Source organism: Arthrobacter oryzae (genome assembly GCF_003634095.1).
In the GTDB taxonomy this organism is placed as follows: Bacteria; Actinomycetota; Actinomycetes; order Actinomycetales; family Micrococcaceae; genus Arthrobacter; species Arthrobacter oryzae.
Genome location: NZ_RBIR01000001.1, coordinates 658,390 through 676,027 on the forward strand (window position 1 = coordinate 658,390; position 17,638 = coordinate 676,027).

At 67.4% G+C, this 17,638-nt stretch carries 14 protein-coding genes; 8 read left to right on the top strand and 6 right to left on the bottom strand.

Going from position 1 to position 17,638, the window contains the following annotated elements; translation table 11 throughout:
- The first annotated feature begins 14 nt into the window (after positions 1–14).
- Together C8D78_RS03125 and C8D78_RS03130 are read left to right on the top strand one after the other, a co-directional pair.
- Complete coding sequence (locus C8D78_RS03125; protein WP_120950680.1) at positions 15–1,154, top strand: serine hydrolase domain-containing protein; 1,140 nt, start codon at positions 15–17, stop codon at positions 1,152–1,154.
- Positions 1,155–1,245: 91 nt separating this feature from the next.
- Positions 1,246–2,409, top strand: a complete 1,164-nt coding sequence (locus tag C8D78_RS03130; protein WP_244208214.1) for an FUSC family protein — start codon at positions 1,246–1,248, stop codon at positions 2,407–2,409.
- A gap of 82 nt (positions 2,410–2,491) precedes the next feature.
- Here C8D78_RS03130 and C8D78_RS03135 read toward each other — a convergent pair whose 3' ends face one another.
- Genes C8D78_RS03135 through C8D78_RS03145 form a run of 3 tightly spaced genes read right to left on the bottom strand, consistent with a single transcriptional unit; the run spans position 2,492 to position 6,103 of the window.
- Positions 2,492–3,406, bottom strand: a complete 915-nt coding sequence (locus C8D78_RS03135) for a MaoC family dehydratase (RefSeq protein WP_120950388.1) — start codon at positions 3,404–3,406, stop codon at positions 2,492–2,494.
- Positions 3,403–4,743 (bottom strand): 3-oxoacyl-ACP reductase, encoded by a 1,341-nt coding sequence (locus tag C8D78_RS03140; protein ID WP_120950389.1) that lies wholly within the window; start codon positions 4,741–4,743, stop codon positions 3,403–3,405. Before C8D78_RS03140 ends, C8D78_RS03135 begins: the two co-directional genes overlap by 4 nt.
- Positions 4,744–4,753: 10 nt before the next feature.
- Positions 4,754–6,103 carry an acetyl-CoA C-acetyltransferase gene (locus C8D78_RS03145; protein WP_120950390.1) on the bottom strand — a complete coding sequence of 450 codons (1,350 nt, stop codon included), beginning with the start codon at positions 6,101–6,103 and terminating at the stop codon, positions 4,754–4,756.
- 223 nt (positions 6,104–6,326) lie between these two features.
- Between C8D78_RS03145 and C8D78_RS03150 the strand changes: the two genes are divergently transcribed.
- Positions 6,327–6,938, top strand: a complete 612-nt coding sequence (locus C8D78_RS03150) for a TetR family transcriptional regulator (RefSeq protein ID WP_425266671.1) — start codon at positions 6,327–6,329, stop codon at positions 6,936–6,938.
- A 75-nt stretch (positions 6,939–7,013) separates the two neighbouring features.
- A complete protein-coding gene (locus tag C8D78_RS03155; RefSeq protein ID WP_244208216.1) occupies positions 7,014–9,248 on the top strand; it encodes an acyl-CoA dehydrogenase family protein in 2,235 nt (744 codons plus the stop codon).
- A 75-nt stretch (positions 9,249–9,323) separates the two neighbouring features.
- Here C8D78_RS03155 and glgA read toward each other — a convergent pair whose 3' ends face one another.
- On the bottom strand, positions 9,324–10,529 hold the full coding sequence (gene glgA, locus C8D78_RS03160) for a glycogen synthase (protein ID WP_120950392.1): 1,206 nt from the start codon (positions 10,527–10,529) through the stop codon (positions 9,324–9,326).
- 102 nt (positions 10,530–10,631) lie between these two features.
- Here glgA and glgC point away from each other — a divergent pair, with 102 nt between their 5' ends.
- From glgC to C8D78_RS03175, 3 genes are all read left to right on the top strand, one after another.
- Positions 10,632–12,047 carry a glucose-1-phosphate adenylyltransferase gene (gene glgC / locus C8D78_RS03165; RefSeq protein WP_120950393.1) on the top strand — a complete coding sequence of 472 codons (1,416 nt, stop codon included), beginning with the start codon at positions 10,632–10,634 and terminating at the stop codon, positions 12,045–12,047.
- A gap of 61 nt (positions 12,048–12,108) precedes the next feature.
- A complete protein-coding gene (locus C8D78_RS03170) occupies positions 12,109–13,617 on the top strand; it encodes an SDR family NAD(P)-dependent oxidoreductase (RefSeq protein WP_244208217.1) in 1,509 nt (502 codons plus the stop codon).
- Positions 13,618–13,717: 100 nt separating this feature from the next.
- Positions 13,718–14,182, top strand: a complete 465-nt coding sequence (locus tag C8D78_RS03175; RefSeq protein WP_120950394.1) for a pyridoxamine 5'-phosphate oxidase family protein — start codon at positions 13,718–13,720, stop codon at positions 14,180–14,182.
- Between the two features lie 97 nt (positions 14,183–14,279).
- On the opposite strand, the gene C8D78_RS03180 is transcribed toward C8D78_RS03175, so the two are convergent.
- A complete protein-coding gene (locus tag C8D78_RS03180; protein WP_120950395.1) occupies positions 14,280–14,723 on the bottom strand; it encodes a universal stress protein in 444 nt (147 codons plus the stop codon).
- Between the two features lie 268 nt (positions 14,724–14,991).
- Between C8D78_RS03180 and C8D78_RS03185 the strand changes: the two genes are divergently transcribed.
- Positions 14,992–15,711: a response regulator gene (locus tag C8D78_RS03185; RefSeq protein WP_120950396.1), complete on the top strand. Its 720-nt coding sequence runs from the start codon at positions 14,992–14,994 to the stop codon at positions 15,709–15,711.
- A gap of 132 nt (positions 15,712–15,843) precedes the next feature.
- Here C8D78_RS03185 and C8D78_RS03190 read toward each other — a convergent pair whose 3' ends face one another.
- Entirely contained in the window at positions 15,844–17,544 is a 1,701-nt protein-coding gene (locus tag C8D78_RS03190) for a GAF domain-containing sensor histidine kinase (RefSeq protein ID WP_120950397.1), read from the bottom strand.
- Positions 17,545–17,638: the final 94 nt, after the last annotated feature.

A 17,638-nucleotide genomic window follows, 5' to 3' on the forward strand; every position in this document is an offset into this window, starting at 1 on the left:
CTAGTGTGTTGGACATGAACCTGCGGTCCACGGAACACACAGCGCAGTCCCTCTCGGCCGGCTTTGCCGCCGAAGAGTTCACGGAAGTGCGTGAGCTCTTCGACTCATTCCTTTCCGAGGACCGGGACTACAGCGCGCAGTTGTCCGTCTACCGCGACGGCACCAACGTGGTGGACCTTCGCGGCGGCCCGGGGTTCGCACCCGGCGACATCACGGGCACCTACTCGTGTTCCAAAGGCGCCGCCGCGATGGTCATCGCGCTCCTCGTCCAGGAGAACCTCCTCGACTTGGACCAGACCGTCGTGTCCTACTGGCCTGAGTTCGGCGTCCACGGCAAGGACCTGCTCACTGTCCGGCAGGCGCTGTCCCACCAGGCCGGGCTTCCCGGCGTCGCTGGCGGATTCGCCCTGGAGGACTTCACCACCCCCGACGCGGCCGGCCGGCTCGCGGCCTCTGCGCCGCTGTGGCGGCCGGGCACGGCTTTTGGCTATCACGCATTGACCATCGGGATCCTCATGGAGGAACTCTGCCGCCGTACGGCCGGAATGCCGCTCCAGCGACTCTACGACGAGCGTATCCGCCGTCCCTGGGGCATCGACTTCTTCCTGGGCCTGCCCGAGGACCAGGAGTCCCGGTACCGCGAGGCGCTCTATGACGCGGACCCGGCGCCGGCGTGGCTGGATCCGCTTAGCCTCGACGGACTGACCAGCAATGCGCCGGTCAGCACCATCATGGAACTGCCCAACCACCGTGCCGTGCGGGCCTCCGGAATGAGCAGCGCCGGCGGCGTGGGATCCGCCGCAGGCCTGGCCAGGCTGTATGCCGCCGCCACGACCGGGGTGGACGGCAGTCCCGCGTTCCTGAGCCCGGGCACCATCGATCTCATGGCGGCGGAGCAGGTGTGGGGACTGGACCGGTGCTCAGGCTCGGACAACGCATTTGCCGTGGTGTTCATGAAACCCCAACCGGGACGGAACTTCGGTAGCCACCTGGCCTTCGGGCACGAGGGCGCCAATGCATCCCTCGGCTTCGCCGATCCCGGCTACGGCCTCGGATTCGGGTACGTGCCGCGCCGCAGCGAAGAAGGCCGGACCAACGGCCGGGCCCAGCGGCTCTCCGCGGCAGTACGGCGGGCCGCCCACGCCGCGTCCTGAGCGGTATCCTCGGTCTCCAACAGGCTCCTGGAGCGCCGGCGCAGGTTCGTCCAGTTGTCGCAGTAGCCTCACGGCCCTAGGGTGAGCCGGGATGGTCAATCCAGAAAAGACAACAGAGAATCCGCCCTCCTGGCTGCGCATACGGGCCCACGGCGCGGCCAGTGGCGTCGCGGCGGCGCTCGTGTGGCCGCGGCTCCAGCTGGCCCTGAAAGCGGCGTTGGCCGCGGGCATCGCGTTCGCGATCGCCCCCTTCATGCCGGGCTCCGCCGCGGATTATCCCTACTACGCCCCGCTCGGCGCCCTGGTGGCCATGTACGAGAACGTCGCCGGTTCCATGCGCCAGGGCCTGCAGGCGCTGGTCGGCCTGTCGATCGGGGTAGGGCTGGCGTTCATGCTGTTCAGCCTCGGTCATCCGACTCCGCTGACGGTCGCGGTGGTCATGGGGCTGGGCGTGGTCCTGGCCGGGCTGCCGAGGATCGGTTCGGGCCGGGACTGGATCCCGACGGCGGCCCTCCTGGTACTGCTGGTCGGCGGACACAACCCGGACGCGTTTTCCTTCGGGTACCTTTTCCAGATGGCGGTCGGCGTCACGGTAGGCATAGTCGTGAATCTGCTCGTATTCCCGCCACTGCACTTCCGGGCCGCGGCCTTGAGCATCGTGGAACTGCGTCAGGCGCTCGCCCAACAGCTCTGGGACATGGGCAAGGCGCTCAAGGAAAGCTGGCCTCCGGAGCATGTTGACTGGTCCCGTCGCTCGGAAGCGCTCGCGGCGCACGCCCGCTCGGTGCGGTACGCCGTCGAGAAAGCTGACGCCAGTCGCCAGGCCAACCCCCGCCGCCGCCTGCATCCGCGCGACATCAACCTCGACTACCGCAACCTGCGGGACCTCGAGAAGCTCACATTCCACGTCCAGGACGTGACCCAGGTGCTCTCGGACGTCATCTGGGCCGAGGACACCCCGTTCGTTATTCCGGACGAATACGCGGCACCCCTCGGTGACGCCATGGCCGCCGTCGGTGACCTGCTGCGAGCCACGGAGGAAGACAACCCGGATCGCCAGGCCGAACTGACCCGCACCGCCGATGAGGAGATCAACGAACTCACCGCCCGGCTTGGCTCCGAGCCGCACCCCAGCGACGCCCCCAGCGCGGTGGAATCCATCCTTATGAGCCTGCACCGCATGCTGCGCGTTGCACGGCCCCGCCGGCCCGAAGGCCAACAGGCGGACCCGTCCGGCAGCCCGTCCGAAACCTAGGCAACCGGCAGGCACAACGACGGCGGCTCCGGCGGGGTTGACCCCGTCGCGGATGCCGCCGTCGGGCTGTGTGCGGAGCAGGCTAGTCCAGCGCCGCGACGGTCCCGCTGAAGTGCCGGCGCCCGGACAGTGGGTTCCAGGCCACGTATGCCGAGCGCGCCCATGCGCCGCCGTCGCCTTGGACGGTATTGATGTCCAGGGCGACGCGGGCCGGAAGGAAGACCGGCGCATCGAAGGCCACCTCCCAGCTGAAGGAGTCACCCTTGACGGCACCGACGTCGGCCAGTGCCCGCGACGCGAGGTACATTCCGTGCGCGAGGGACCGGCGCATTCCCAGGGCCTTGGCCGTGAGGACGCTCAGGTGAATGGGGTTGAAGTCACCGGACACGGCGGCGTAGGCGCGTCCGGTGTCCACGCCCAGCTGCCAGAGTGCCGTGGGATCGGGTACCGAAAAGGGCGGCTGCGTGACTGGCGCCGAGGGCTTGTCTATCCCGGGCAGGAAGACGCCCTTGGCAAGGTAGGTCGAGATCCCGCGCCACAGGAGGGCTTCCCGCCCGGCCGTCCGGACCTCAGCCACGACGTCGAGCTGGGTCCCGGTGCGGTGGCCGCGCAGATTCTCCACCCGCGCCCGGATGTCCAGGGCCTCCGTGAACAGGATTGGCCCGGACTGCACCACCTTGTTCGTCAGGTGGATCATGCCCAGCAGCGGCAGCGGAAAATCGTCCCGGCTCATTACGCTCATGGCCAGCGGGAAGGCAAGGGCATGGATGAAACCGGCGGGCAGCACATCACCCGCCGTCTCGCCGATCAGGTGCTGGTACGCCGTCAGATTGGCGACGTCGGCCCTCACGCCGCGCACCTCGTGGGTGTAGGCCGGCAATTCGGTGCCGCCGTGGGTGCCCAAGACCCGGCGCCGTGCAGCCGCGGCCGCCGCGTTGACGTAGAGCTTGGACAGGGCCGGCATCTCCCCCAGGATGACGGTCTGGAAATCGCTCATGCGCCCACCAGATTCTGCCCGCAGACGCGCAGCACCTCTCCTGTAATCCCGCCGGCGGCGTCGCTCGCCAGGAATGCGATGGCCTCGGCGACGTCCCCCGGCTGGCCGCCCTGCTGCAAGGAGTTGAGCCGCCTGGCCACTTCGCGGGTGGCGAAGGGAATCCGGGCGGTCATCTCGGTTTCGATGAAGCCCGGAGCCACGGCATTGATGGACCCGCCGCGCTCGCCGATCAGCGGGGCCGTGGCCCGTACCAAGCCGATCACGCCGGCCTTGGACGCGGCATAGTTGGTCTGGCCGCGGTTGCCGGCGACGCCGCTCGTGGAGGCGACGGACACGATTCTTGGCGCGGCGCGGAAGTGTTCCGAGGCCAGGAGGGCCTCGTTGATCCTTAGCTGGGCGGCCACGTTGACCCCGATCACCGAGTTCCAGCGGTCCGTATCCATGTTCGCCAGGAGTTTGTCGCGCGTGATTCCGGCGTTGTGGATCACGGTGTCCAGCCGGCCGTGGCGTGCCACGGCGTGGTCGATGATCCGCTGGCCGGCATCGGTGCGGCTGATGTCCAGCTGCAGGGCTGTTCCGTGGACCTCGTTGGCCACCGCCGCGAGGTGGTCCCCCGCGGCGGGGATGTCGACGAGGACCAGCGTGGCGCCGTCGCGGTAGAGGGTCCGGGCAATGGCGGCCCCGATGCCCCGTGCGGCGCCGGTCACGACGGCGACCCTCCCGGCCAAGGGCTTCTCGACGTCGTCGGGAAGCTGGCCGGCTGAGGACGTGACGGTCAGGAACTGTCCATCCACGAATGCGGAGCGGCCGGAGAGGAAAAACCTCAACGCCCCGAGCGTTGACGGGCTGGTGGTCGCGATGCCGTCCGCGAGCAGGATGCCGTTGCCGGTGGCACCGGCGCGTAGTTCCTTCGCCAGCGACCGTAGGAGCCCGTCCACGCCCTGCCGGGCAGCGGCGGTTGCCGGGTCCGCGGCGGACCCGGCCGTACGGGATACGGTGATGATTCGACCGTTCGGAGCGAGGTCGCGCAGCGAAGCGGCAGCGGTGAGGACCGGCTTTTCCAGATCCTCGGGCCTGCCCAGGTCGTCCAGCACCAGGATGATGGCGCCGAGCTTTTCCTTGGGGATCGCGTGGCGGCGGACGTCCAGGTCCCAGCCCAGGAGGGCTGCGGCGAGGCTATCGGCGCCGTCGGTGGAACCTTGGACCAGGATCGGTCCTTCGACAAGCGGACTGCCGGGCCTGTGGCGGCGGAGGACCACCGGTTGCGGAAGCCCGAGCCGCTTGGCGATGTCTCTGCCGGGTCCGTGGCTGACGAACCGGATGTATTTGTCGGTCATGACGTTCCCCTTAGAGTGCTTCGAGGATTGCGACGACGCCCTGGCCGCCGGCGGCGCAGATGGATACGAGCCCGCGCGCCGGGCGCCCGTTGACCTGGCCCCGGGCGTGCAGCATTTTTGCCAGCGACGCCACGATCCGCCCGCCCGTGGCGGCGAACGGGTGGCCGGCGGCAAGCGAGGAGCCGTTGACGTTCAGTTTGGACCGGTCGACGCTGCCCAACGCGCCGTCCAGGCCCAGCCGGGTACGGCAGAACTCTTCGTCCTCCCACGCGGCCAGCGTGCTCAGCACCGTGCCGGCGAACGCCTCGTGGATCTCGAAGAAGTCGATGTCCCCAAGGGTGAGATTGTGGCGGGCGAGCAGCCGCGGCACGGCGAACACCGGGGCCATGAGCAGCCCGTCCTTGCCGTGGACGAAGTCGACGGCGGCCGCTTCCCCGTCAACCACCGTGGCGAGCTTGGGGAGGTCGTGGGCATCAGCCCACTCTTCGGAAGCGAGCAGCACGGTCGACGCGCCGTCCGTCAGCGGGGTGGAATTGCCCGCCGTCATGGTCGCCTCGGCCCCCAGATTCTTGCCGAAGACGGGTTTGAGCGTGGCCAGCTTCTCCGGGCTCGTATCAGGGCGCAGGTTGGCGTCGCGGCTCAGGCCCCGGTAGGGGGTCAGGAGGTCGTCGAAGAAGCCGGCGTCGTAAGCGGCGGCGAGATTTCGGTGGCTGTTGAAGGCGAGTTCGTCCTGGGCCTCGCGGGTGATCTTCCACTGCGCGGTGGTCAGCGCCTGGTGCTCGCCCATCGAGAGCCCGGTGCGCGGCTCGCCCGTGTTCGGGGCATCGGGGGCCAGGTCCTTGGGCCGGAGCCGGCTCAGGACCTGCAGCTTCCGGGACACCGTCTTGGCGCGGTTCAGGTCCAGGAGCACCTCGCGGAGCCCTTCGCTGACGGCGATGGGTGCGTCCGACGCGGAGTCCACGCCGCCGGCGATCGCCGAATCGATCTGGCCCAGCTTGATCTTGTTCGCCAGGCCGAGGACCGTTTCCAGCCCGGTCGCGCACGCCTGCTGCAGGTCATAAGCGGGGGTCTCCGCGGCCAGGGCCGAGCCCAGGACGGCTTCCCTGGTGAGGTTGAAATCGCGGGAGTGCTTAAGGACGGCTCCGGCCGCGACTTCCCCGATCCGCTCCTCCTGCAGACCGAAGCGTGCGATCAGTCCGTCCAGCGCGGCGGTCAGCATGTCCTGGTTGGAGGACTTGGTGTACGCGCCGCCTGCCCGGGCGAACGGGATGCGGTTGCCGCCCACGACCACGGCCTTGCGCAACTGCGTCGCGGCTGCAGGTTCATGGGTTCCGGGTACTGACTGTCCGTCAACGGACATGGGCTGTCTCCTTCGATCAATGCGGTTACCGATACCCAGCGTACCTGATACGCTGGGTATCGTGAACATTCCACACGTCAACCCGTCGGGCGCGGACTCCCCCGCAGCCCCGGCGCCGGGCCCGGATTCTGACGGGGCGCCCGCCGCCCCCGGGAGTCAGCCAGCCGTCGACGGCCGCGCCTCGCGCTGGCAGTCCCACCGCGAGGAACGGCGGCGGGAGCTCATCAAGTCCGCCAGGAGGGCGGTACATGCCCTGGGCAGCGAGGCGTCGATGGAAGACATTGCCGCCGCCTCGGGTACTTCAAAGTCCGTGTTCTACCGCTACTTCGGCGACAAGGCCGGGCTCCAGCAGGCCGTGGGCGAGGTCGTCCTGAACCAGATGCAGCGCCGCATCCAGGAGGCCGCGCAGAGCGCCCAGACCCCGCGGGAAGGCCTGTTCGCCATGGTCTCGGCGTATCTCCAGATGGCCGAGACCAGCCCTAACGTCTACACGTTCGTCACGCGCCATGCCCCTGGCGACGCAGAAGCCGCCGGCCCTGCGATCTCCACGGCCGGGGCACTCAGCCACTTCTTCGCCGCCATCAGCGACATGATCGCCAGGCCCATGCGCAGCCAGCTGGGCACCGGCGAGGACAAGGAAGCCGTGATCGGCTACTGGCCCAACGCGGCGATCGGCCTGGTGCGCAACGCCGGAGAACAGTGGCTCGCCAGCCCGCCCGGACCGGCCAAGCCGGACCAGGAGGCCATGGCCCGGCAGATCACGGACTGGCTCTGCTTCGGGATCGCCCCCGAGCTTCAGGCACCGGCAGACGCCATCGGCCAGGGCTTGCCTTAGCAACGGCAGGCCGGCCCGCGCCCAAAGACTCAATTGTCAGCACTAAAGAATGTCAGAACCACAGAAGGAAACGACATGACTGAACTAGCCGACCGCACCACCGGTAAGGCTCCGCGCCGCGCCACAACGCCGGCCGCGGCTCCAGCAACGGGCCGCTCCGGCGCGCAGCCCGGCTCCCCCGAGGCGCCCGCCGTCGACGTCGCGGCCCTTGGCCAACAACTCCTCGGCAAGTGGGCCGATATCCGGCTGCAGTCCAGGGCCCTCGCCGGCAGCCCGGAACTGCACAAGATCGAGGGCCTGACCCACACCGAGCACCGCCAGCGCGCGTTCGGACAACTCAGGATTCTGGTGGACAACGGCGCCGTACACCGCGCATTCCCGCAGTCCCTGGGCGGTTCGGACGATCACGGCGGCAACGTGGCCGGCTTCCAGGAGCTGGTCATCGCGGACCCGTCGCTGCAGATCAAGGCCGGCGTCCAGTGGGGCCTGTTCGGTTCCGCGGTGAACCACCTCGGCACCGCCGAGCACCACCGGAAATGGCTGCCCGGCATCATGAGCCTGGACATCCCGGGCTGCTTCGCCATGACCGAAACCGGGCACGGCTCCGACGTGGCCAGCATTGCCACCACCGCCATTTACGATCCCGCGGCCGAGGAATTTGTGGTCCACACGCCGTTCCGGGCCGCGTGGAAGGACTACATCGGCAACGCCGCCTCCGACGGCCTGGCCGCCGTCGTGTTCGCCCAGCTCGTGACCAAGGGCGTCAACCACGGTGTGCATGCGTTCTACATGGACCTCCGGGACCCCGAGACCAAGGAATTCCTGCCCGGCATCGGCGGCGAGGACGACGGCGTCAAGGGCGGCCTGAACGGCATCGACAACGGCCGGCTCCACTTCACGAACGTCCGGATCCCCCGCACCAACCTCCTGAACCGCTACGGCGACGTCGACCCCGAGGGCAACTACACGTCCCCCATCGCGAGCCCGGGCCGCCGCTTCTTCACGATGCTCGGCACGCTGGTCCAAGGCCGGGTGTCCCTCGACGGCGCCGCCGTGACGGCATCGAAACTGGCCCTGAAGACCGCCATCCAGTACGCCACCGAACGGCGGCAGTTCAATGCCTCCTCGCAGACGGATGAGGAAGTCCTGCTGGACTACCAGCGGCACCAGCGCCGGCTCTTCACCCGGCTGGCCACCACCTATGCCGCGAGCTTCGCCAGCGAGCAGCTGCTGCAGAAGTTCGACGACGTCTTCTCCGGCCGTCACGACACCGACCAGGACCGCCAGGACCTTGAGACCCTGGCCGCGGCACTCAAGCCGTTGAGCACCTGGCACGCACTCGATACCCTGCAGGAATGCCGCGAGGCCTGCGGGGGCGCCGGATTCCTGATCGAGAACCGTTTCGCCTCGCTCCGGGCGGACCTCGACGTGTACGCCACTTTCGAGGGCGACAACACGGTCCTGCTGCAGCTGGTCGCCAAGCGCCTGCTGGCCGACTACGCCAAGGAATTCCGCACCGTGAACTTCGGCGTGCTGGCCCGCTACGTCGTGGGCCAGGCCACGGGTGTCGCGATCCACCGCACCGGCCTGCGTGGCGTCGCCCAGTTCGTCGCGGACTCCGGGTCCGTGCAGAAGGCGGCCCTGGCGATCAAGGACGAGGCAAGCCAGCGGACCCTGCTGACCGACCGCGTCCAGACAATGGTGGCCGAGGTGGCCACAGCCCTCAAGGGCGCGAACCGGCTCCCGCAACAGCAGGGCGCTGCCTTGTTCAACGCCCACCAGCACGAGCTCATCGAGGCCGCCCAGGCCCACGCGGAGCTGCTGCAGTGGGAGGCCTTTACCGCTGCCCTCGCCAACGTGTCAGACCCGGGCACGCACAAGGTCCTGACATGGCTGCGCGATCTGTTCGGCCTGTCCCTCATCGAGAAGAACCTGTCCTGGTACCTCATGAACGGCAGGCTGTCAATGCAGCGTGGACGCACCGTAGGCGAGTACATCAACCGCCTGCTGGTGAAGATCCGGCCCCACGCTATTGATCTGGTGGACGCCTTCGGTTACGGCCCGGAGCACCTCCGCGCCGAGATCGCCACCGGCGCCGAGAAAGTCCGCCAGGACGAGGCCCGCGACTACTTCCGGAAGCAACGGGCCAGCGGCCAGGCGCCCCTGGACGAAAAGATCCTGCTCGCCCGCACAGCCGGCGGCTCAAAGTCTCACGGGACGAAATCCCCCGGCGCAACGTCCGCTGCCAAGGCCGGCAGCGCAAAGGCCAACAGCACAAAGACCCGCGGAACCAAGACCCGCGGCGCCTGACCCGGCCGACCGACGACGACGGCGCCGCCCCTCAACCGGGGCGGCGCCGTCGTCGTACTGCCGTTTGGACGCGGGTCAGGAGTCCTTGGAGAGCACCGAGCGGTAGACCTCGAGCGTGGTCTCCGTGATGGATTCCCAGGAGAAGTGCTCCTCGGCCCGTCGCCTGCCAGCTTCGCCCATGGCGCGCGCCCGGGCAGGATCGGACACCACTTCGATGAGGGCCTCGGCGAAGTCGGTGACGAACTTCTCCGGGTCCAGCGGGATGCCGGTGCCGTCGGTGACCTGCTCGATCGGAACAAGCAGCCCGGTCTTGCCGTGCTCGACGACCTCCGGAATGCCGCCGGTGGCGCTGGCCACCACGGCCGCGCCGCACGCCATCGCCTCCAGGTTCACGATGCCGAGAGGCTCGTAAATGGACGGGCACGCGAACGCGGTGGCGTGGCTGAGCACCTGGATGACCTCGTTGCGGGGCAGCATCCGCTCGATCAGGATCACGCCGCTGCGCTGGCTCTGCAGCTCCTCAATCAGGCGTGCCGTCTCGGCTGCCAGTTCCGGCGTGTCCGCCGCACCCAGGCACAGCACCAGCTGCACGTCGGACGGAAGCTTGGCGGCGGCCCGCAACAGGTACGGCACGCCCTTCTGCCGGGTGTTCCGGCCCACGAAGACAACGCTGGGCCGCTCCGGATCGATTCCGAGCGGGCGGATGATGTCATCGCCCTCGTCCCGGTTCCACTGGCTGACATCGATGCCGTTGTGGACCACCTTGACCTTTGCCGGGTCAACGTCCGGATAACTGCGCAGGATGTCCTGCCGCATCCCTTCGGACACGGCGATGATGGCGGCGGCGGCCTCGTAGGCGGTCTTTTCCACCCAAGATGACACCGCGTATCCGCCACCGAGCTGCTCGGCCTTCCATGGCCGCAGCGGCTCCAGGCTGTGGGCGCTGAGCACATGCGGGATGCCGTGGAGCAGCGAGGCGATGTGTCCGGCCATGTTGGCATACCAGGTGTGGGAGTGGACCAAATCCGCGCCGGCGATATCCGGAACGATCCTCAGGTCCACCCCGAGGGTCTGGATTGCCGCGTTTGCTGAGCCCAGATCTTCGGGCACGGAATACGACGTGACGGTCGCTCCGTGATACCCGGGCTCGCGGGGCGCGCCGAAGGCACGCACCTGAAGATCCACGCGTTGGGCCAGCACCCTGCTGAGCTCGGCCACGTGGACCCCGGCGCCGCCGTAGATTTCCGGCGGGAATTCTTTGGTCACAATATCTATTCGCACATGCACCAAGGTAGTCGTTACGGTGGAACTGATCTAGTGTGAAGACGTTCGGGCATGCCGGACTGTATTGGGGAGTAACGAAGGCGTTCAGGAGCGATCACCATGCCGCATCAAAAGAGAGTTTTGGCAATTGTCCTCGCAGGTGGCGAGGGAAACCGGCTCATGCCGTTGACGGCGGACCGGGCCAAGCCTGGTGTCCCGTTTGCCGGAAGCTACCGGCTTATAGACTTTGCCCTTTCAAATCTTGTGAATTCCCGCTATTTGCAAATCGTGGTGTTGACGCAATACAAGTCCCACAGCCTTGACCGGCACATTTCCGAAACGTGGCGCATGTCCACCCAGCTGGGCAACTATGTGGCCTCGGTCCCGGCCCAGCAGCGCGTCGGCAAGAGCTGGTTCCTGGGCAGCGCCAACGCCATCTACCAGTCCCTGAACCTCATCCATGACGCCAATCCCGACATCGTGGTCGTGGTCGGCGCAGACCACGTCTACCGGATGGACTTCTCCCAGATGGTGGCGCAGCACGTCGCCAGCGGCGCCAAGGCCACGGTCGCCGCCGTCCGCCAGCCGCTGCACATGGCGGACCAGTTCGGCGTGATCGAAACCGACCCGGACAACCCGGACAAGATTGCCGCGTTCGTCGAGAAGCCCTCGTCCACACCAGGCCTGGCGGCCGACCCGAGCCAGTTCCTGGCCTCCATGGGCAACTACGTGTTCGACGCCGACGCCCTGATCGAAGCGCTCCACGTTGACGCCGAGCGCCTCGACACCAAGCACGACATGGGCGGGGACATCATTCCCTACTTCGTCAACCAGGGCGAGGCCGGGGTCTACGACTTCACCCTCAACGACATCCCAGGCTCCACCGAACGTGACCGCACCTACTGGCGCGACGTCGGTACCATCGATTCGTTCTACGACGCCCACATGGACCTCATCTCCCCCGTGCCGGTGTTCAACCTCTACAACTCCGAGTGGCCGATCTACACCCGCCAGACCATCTCCCCGCCGGCTAAGTTTGTCCGCGGCAAATCCAACACGGTGGGCACGGCCATGGACTCCATCGTCGCCAGCGGCGTCGTCGTCTCGGGAGGCATCGTGGAGGGCTCCGTGCTCTCCAACGACGTCTACGTCGGCACCTCGAGCCGGGTCCTGGACTCAGTCCTCATGGACAAGGTCAATGTGGGCGAGGGCGCCGTGATCAAACGCGCCATCCTCGACAAGAACGTCAAGGTTCCTGCCGGGGCGGCAATCGGCCTCGACGCGGACATGGACCGCGCCCGCGGCTTCAAGGTCACCGAGTCGGGCATCACCGTCCTGTCCAAGGGCCAGATCGTGCCGGAACCCAGCGACGCCGAACGGGCCCTCTCCTCGGCCCACCTTCGCCTCTTGCCGGATGCCGTCCGCTCCGCCACCGAAAACTGGCCGGAATTGCGGGAGTCCGTGGACAAGGTCGCTGACGTTCAGGCCGCCGCCGTCGGTGCGGACGGCGCCACCAAGCGCTCTCCCACGGCGTAGTCCTGCGGGAGCCCGGCGCCGGCGTCGGACCGGGCTCCCCGCAGCCTGTAAAATTGGGGCAATGAGCTCCCCTGATCTTTCTTCCGGTCTTCCCTCTGCCGAGTTTGGCCTGGCCGGTCCCGGCGGTGCCGAGCTGACGGCGGAAGAGATCCAGGCTTGCCTCAAGGTCCTGAACACCATCCACGCGTACGACGAGGAACACCCGGACTACGTCTCTGTCCGCCGTGCCACCGGGAAGATGTTCAAGGCCGTCAAGCGGCACCGCCGGGTCAGCAAGCGCGACGAAATCGCGGAAGCGGACCGCGCAGTGATTGCACAGACCGCGACGGCGGCCCCGGACCGGATTGATGACGAGACGCGCGGCAACAAGCTTGCCCCGTCCGCGACCGGAGAGATCGCCGGACACCTCCTTAAGTCCCGCCCGTGTTACATCTGCAAGCAGCATTACACGCAGGTGGACGCCTTCTATCACCAGCTGTGCCCCGAGTGCGCCTTGTTCAGCCACAGCAAGCGGGACGCCCGCACCGATCTGACCGGTCGTAGGGCACTGCTGACGGGCGGCCGGGCGAAGATCGGCATGTATATCGCGCTCCGGCTCCTCCGGGACGGCGCCCACACCACGATCACCACCCGGTTCCCCAAGGACGCCGCCCGACGCTTCGCCGCCATGGAGGACAGCGCCGACTGGCTGCACCGGCTTCGGATCGTCGGGATCGACCTTCGCGACCCGTCCCAGGTGATGGCCCTGACCGATTCCCTCGACGCCGCAGGGCCGCTGGACATCATCATCAACAACGCGGCCCAGACGGTGCGTCGCTCCGGCAACGCCTACAAGCCCCTGGTCGACGCCGAGGACGAACCGTTGCCCGCCGCTCTCGAGGCCGCCAACGGAGGCCCCGAGCTTGTCACCTTCGGCCACGCCCATGACAAGCACCCGCTGGCCCTTGCCAGCACCGTGCTCGAACATCCCGTGCTCGCCGGGGACGCCATCACGTCCCTGGCCCTGTCCACGGGGTCGGCCTCCCTGGAGCGCATCGCGTCGGGTACCGCGATCGACGCCGGCGGGCTGGTGCCGGACCTCGCCACGATCAACAGCTGGACCCAGGTGGTGGACGAGGTGGATCCGCTGGAGATGCTTGAAGTGCAGCTGTGCAACGTGACGGCTCCGTTCCTGCTGGTGAGCCGGCTGCGTGGAGCCATGAAGCGCTCAACCGCGCGGCGGAAGTACATCGTCAACGTCAGCGCCATGGAGGGCCAGTTCTCCCGGGCGTACAAGGGCCCCGGGCACCCGCACACGAACATGGCCAAGGCGGCCCTGAACATGATGACGAGGACCAGCGCCCAAGAGATGCTCGACGCCGACGGCATCCTCATGACGGCCGTCGACACCGGCTGGATCACCGATGAGCGCCCGCACTACACCAAGGTCCGGCTCATGGAAGAGGGCTTCCACGCCCCCCTGGACCTGGTGGACGGCGCGGCCCGCGTATATGACCCGATTGTGATGGGTGAGGCCGGCGAGGACCAGTACGGCGTCTTCCTGAAGGATTACAAGCCCAGCCCGTGGTGACAGGTCCGCCGGCCCGGACCGGACCCTGCGGCGCTTAGATTCACGCTGGGGGCCTTATGGCCCTGACCGGGGCGCGGGCCGATATGTATTGTCTCTCTTCATGGATACAACGCCCGCACCGGATTACTCGCTCACCATGGACCAGTGCTGGGTCCTGCTCGATACCGAAACGGTGGGGCGGGTCGCGCTGATCGTGGACGGCCATCCGGAGATTTTCCCGGTGAATTTTGTTCTGGAGCGCCGCGCCATTGTCTTCCGCACCGCCGGAGGCACGAAGCTGTGGGGCGCCATCACGGCCAAGCCGGTGGCATTTGAGATCGACGGCTATGACGCCCACGACGAGACTGCGTGGAGCGTCATGGCCCGCGGCGAAGCCGAGCTCATCGAGACCCAGGCCGAGAAGGATGCGGTAGATGCCCTGTTGCTGGAGCCCTGGCAACCGGGCGAGAAGGCCTACTACGTGCGAGTGGCTCCCAAGGCGCTGACCGGGCGGCGCTTCAAGGTCAACAGGCCCGATCTGTGGACCACGCGGCTCTCGGATCCGCGCCGTTCCAGGTTCGAATAGCATTCAGGTTCGAACAACGCAGGTCGGAACAACGCTCACGTTCGGAAAACTCCAAGTTCGGAAAACGCCAAGTTCGGAAAGCGAAGGGCCTCCGCCCTCACTTCGTTTCGGGCGTGTGGACCACCAGCACCGGGCAATGCGCATGCGCCACACAGGCGGAACTGACTGAACCCAGAAGCAGACCGCCGAACCCGCCGCGCCCGCGGCGGCCCAGCACCAGCATGTCCGCCGATTTGCTCTCCTCGATGAGCACATGACGGGGATGACCCTGAACGAGCCTGGCCTCCACGTTGCCGGGGGTCTCCGGCCCGAAGGCCTTCGCTACGGCTTCGGCCAGGATTTCTCCGGCCCGGACGTCGAAGTCGTCGATGCCGACGGCGACGTAGCCGTCGTACACCGGCGGATAGTCCCAGCAGGCCAGGGCGACGACGTGGGCTGACAACGGCACGGCGAGGCCCTGCGCGTGCCGGAGCGCTTCTACCGAAGCGTCCGAACCGTCCACGCCTACCACGATCGTGCGGACGTCCCTGACTTCGTTCATCGGTGACCCCTAATCTCGTACCGGCCGGGCGGCATGCCCGGAATGGCGCCGCTCCCATGATTTCGCCCGGGCAGCCAGGCGCCTAGGGCCAAAAGGCATGCAATAATTTGGCTGACGGGGAGCTGATCTCCCGCCGGCCGGTCAACCGCGGGCTGTCCGCTGGGCACAATGACCCTTGTCCGCGGCTCCGCAGTGCACAAGAATGGCAGAGGCTGGGGAACTAGACGAACCATCGAATCAACGGTCTGAGCGACCGGACAGGAGAACCATGATTGCCTGGGCAGACGCAGGTCTCACTGCACCTGACGGCACACCGGCGGTGATCCGAGTCTTCATTCTCGATGACCATGAACTTGTCAGGCGAGGGCTGCAGGAACTCCTCGAGGGAGAGGGATTCGTTGTGGTCGGCAGCTCCGGATCCGCGATCGAGGCGACGCGCCGGATTCCGGCCCTGCACCCCGATGTTTGCGTGCTGGACGCCCGCCTGCCGGACGGGACCGGCATCGAGGTCTGCCGCGACGTGCGCTCGGTGGACCCGTCCCTGAACTGCATCATCCTGACGAGTTTCGACGACGAACAGGCCCTGCGCGGCGCCGTCCTGGCGGGCGCACGGGGATACGTGTTGAAGGAGATCGGCGGCACGGACCTGATCGGGGCCCTGCGCCGGGCCGCCACCGGGGAGTCGCTCTTCGAAGAAGGCGTCGCCGCCGGCGTGGTCGACAGCATGGTCGAAGCCGAGGAGGTCGACCCGCGGACCTCCACCCTTACGCCACAGGAGCGGAAGGTATTGGAGCTGGTGGGAGGCGGACTGACCAACCGGCAGATTGCCGCGGAAATGTTCCTGGCGGAAAAGACCGTCAAGAACTACGTGTCGTCGCTGCTGGCCAAGCTCGGATTCGAGCGCCGCACCCAGGCCGCAGTCTTCATCGCGAGCCCGGCCTCGCCGGTGGCCACCGGCGACGGAGCGCGGCCGCACAGCGTCAGGTAGCGCACGCTTCCCGGGGCCTCCTGGGCACGTTGTCGTGCCGGGGCCTCCCGGGCACGTTGTCATGCCGGGGATTGTCGGCACTGAATTGTCGGCACAGGGATTTCGGCACGGGGATTTGGCACAGACGGCCGGTTAGAGCGGAACCGACCACTCCAGGCTGGTGCCGGCGTCCGGGGCGCTCGTGATGACGCACTCGCCGTCGAGCATCCTTGCCCGGTCCTCGAGATTTGTCAGTCCATTGCGTTTTCCGGGATGGGCGAATCCGGAGCCGTTATCGCTGATCACGACGTTTACCCGGCCCTTGACCACTGCAACGGAGACTGAAATGGTGTCCGCGCCGGAGTGCCGGATCGCGTTGCTGAGGCCTTCAGAGACCACCGCGACGACGTTGTCTGCCTTATCCGGTGTCACGGCGTCCACCGGTCCGGTGATGGTCAGCCGCGGAGGAACGGGCATGGACTTCGACGAACTTCGCGTGACCCTGCGGATCCGGCCGCTCAACAGTTCCGTCACGCCGGTGTTGGTCTTCAGCGAGTAGATGGTGTCCCGGAGGCTTCGGATCGCCTCATCAAGCTCGCCCGTGATGGTGCGGATCCGCTCCAGCGCCAGCTCATCCTTAGTAAACCTGGTGAGGCTCTGCACGCTCAGTCCGGCGGCGAAGAGCCGCTGGATGACGAGGTCGTGCAGGTCCCGGGCGATCCGGTCGCGATCGGTGAAGACCACGAGCTCTTCGCGCAGCCGGTGCACCCGGGACAGCTCCAGGGCCAGGGCCACGTGGGATCCGAACACGGCCCCCATCTCAATGTCGGTCCTCGCGTAGCGTACCGAGTCCTTGTTCCGTGCCAGCAGCAGGAGCCCGTGGTGGGCGCCCTGGGTACTGAGTGCCACCGCCAGCAGCGGCCCCGTGACGCCGGCGTCAAGCTCGCCGACCACCTCCGACGCGTCATCAATCACCACCGGTTCGCCGCCGTCGAGGACTCCCTCCAGAAGCTCGGATTCCAGCCGCAGGGACCTTCCGGAAAAGGAAGGGCCCCGTTCACCCGCAACACCGATCACCACGTGGCCAGGGCTGTCAGCGGCAGGTGCCACCAGCAAGGCGAGATCGGACGCGGACTCCTGCAGCGCACGGCCGGCAATGGGATCCAGGCCGCCGGAGGTGTAATCGCGGTCCAGGCTCAGCATCAGTCCGGAGACGTCCATGCTGGCCTCCAGCCAGCGGGCCCTGCGGCGCGCGTCATCGTAGAGCCGGGCGTTTTCAATCGCGACGCCCGCGGCTGCCGCCAACGCCACGGCAAGGGCCTCGTCCTCGGCGGTGAAGTCCTCCCCGCCTTCCTTCTCCGTGAGGTAGAGGTTTCCGAACACCACGTCCCGGACGCGCACCGGGACGCCGAGGAAGGACTGCATGGGCGGGTGGTTCGCCGGGAAGCCGTAAGACTCCGGGTGCTGGCGAAGATCGTGCAGCCGCAGCGGCCGGGGCGACGAAATCAAGAGGCCAAGCACGCCGTGGCCGGTCGGCAGCGGGCCGATCCTGCTGGCGAGGTCGGAGTCGATGCCGACGGTGATGAAGTGGCTCAGCGCGTGGTCGGCCCCGATGACCCCCAGCGCACCGAAACGGGCGTGCAACAGCCGGCAGGCCGACTCGACTACCCGTTCCAGGACGGCGTCCAGGCTAAGGTCCTCCGCCAAAGCCACGACCGCTTCCAGCAGTCCGGCCATTCGTTCCTTGGACTGCAGCAGCTCTTCTGCGCGGACTACGAACCCCTTGAGGAGTTCATCCACGCCGGCTTTTGGCTCGGATACAGTATGGCCTGAACTCTCACCCGTTGAATGCATGTCATTGCCCCCACTCGCTCCGGCGCACGTCGACGCTGACGGCCTAGTGCAAGAATACCGTGAACCGCCCGAAAGGACCCGAGAAATCGCAGAA

Excerpts from the sequence above, each read along its gene's own strand:
- C8D78_RS03125 (WP_120950680.1), top strand. The coding sequence starts at position 15 with ATGAACCTGCGGTCCACGGAACACACAGCGCAGTCCCTCTCGGCCGGC.
- C8D78_RS03185 (WP_120950396.1), top strand. The coding sequence starts at position 14,992 with ATGATTGCCTGGGCAGACGCAGGTCTCACTGCACCTGACGGCACACCG.
- C8D78_RS03155 (WP_244208216.1), top strand. The coding sequence starts at position 7,014 with ATGACTGAACTAGCCGACCGCACCACCGGTAAGGCTCCGCGCCGCGCC.
- C8D78_RS03140 (WP_120950389.1), bottom strand. The coding sequence starts at position 4,743 with ATGACCGACAAATACATCCGGTTCGTCAGCCACGGACCCGGCAGAGAC.
- C8D78_RS03175 (WP_120950394.1), top strand. The coding sequence starts at position 13,718 with ATGGATACAACGCCCGCACCGGATTACTCGCTCACCATGGACCAGTGC.
- C8D78_RS03180 (WP_120950395.1), bottom strand. The coding sequence starts at position 14,723 with ATGAACGAAGTCAGGGACGTCCGCACGATCGTGGTAGGCGTGGACGGT.
- C8D78_RS03145 (WP_120950390.1), bottom strand. The coding sequence starts at position 6,103 with ATGTCCGTTGACGGACAGTCAGTACCCGGAACCCATGAACCTGCAGCC.
- C8D78_RS03190 (WP_120950397.1), bottom strand. The coding sequence starts at position 17,544 with ATGCATTCAACGGGTGAGAGTTCAGGCCATACTGTATCCGAGCCAAAA.
- C8D78_RS03135 (WP_120950388.1), bottom strand. The coding sequence starts at position 3,406 with ATGAGCGATTTCCAGACCGTCATCCTGGGGGAGATGCCGGCCCTGTCC.
- glgC (WP_120950393.1), top strand. The coding sequence starts at position 10,632 with ATGCCGCATCAAAAGAGAGTTTTGGCAATTGTCCTCGCAGGTGGCGAG.
- C8D78_RS03130 (WP_244208214.1), top strand. The coding sequence starts at position 1,246 with ATGGTCAATCCAGAAAAGACAACAGAGAATCCGCCCTCCTGGCTGCGC.
- C8D78_RS03170 (WP_244208217.1), top strand. The coding sequence starts at position 12,109 with ATGAGCTCCCCTGATCTTTCTTCCGGTCTTCCCTCTGCCGAGTTTGGC.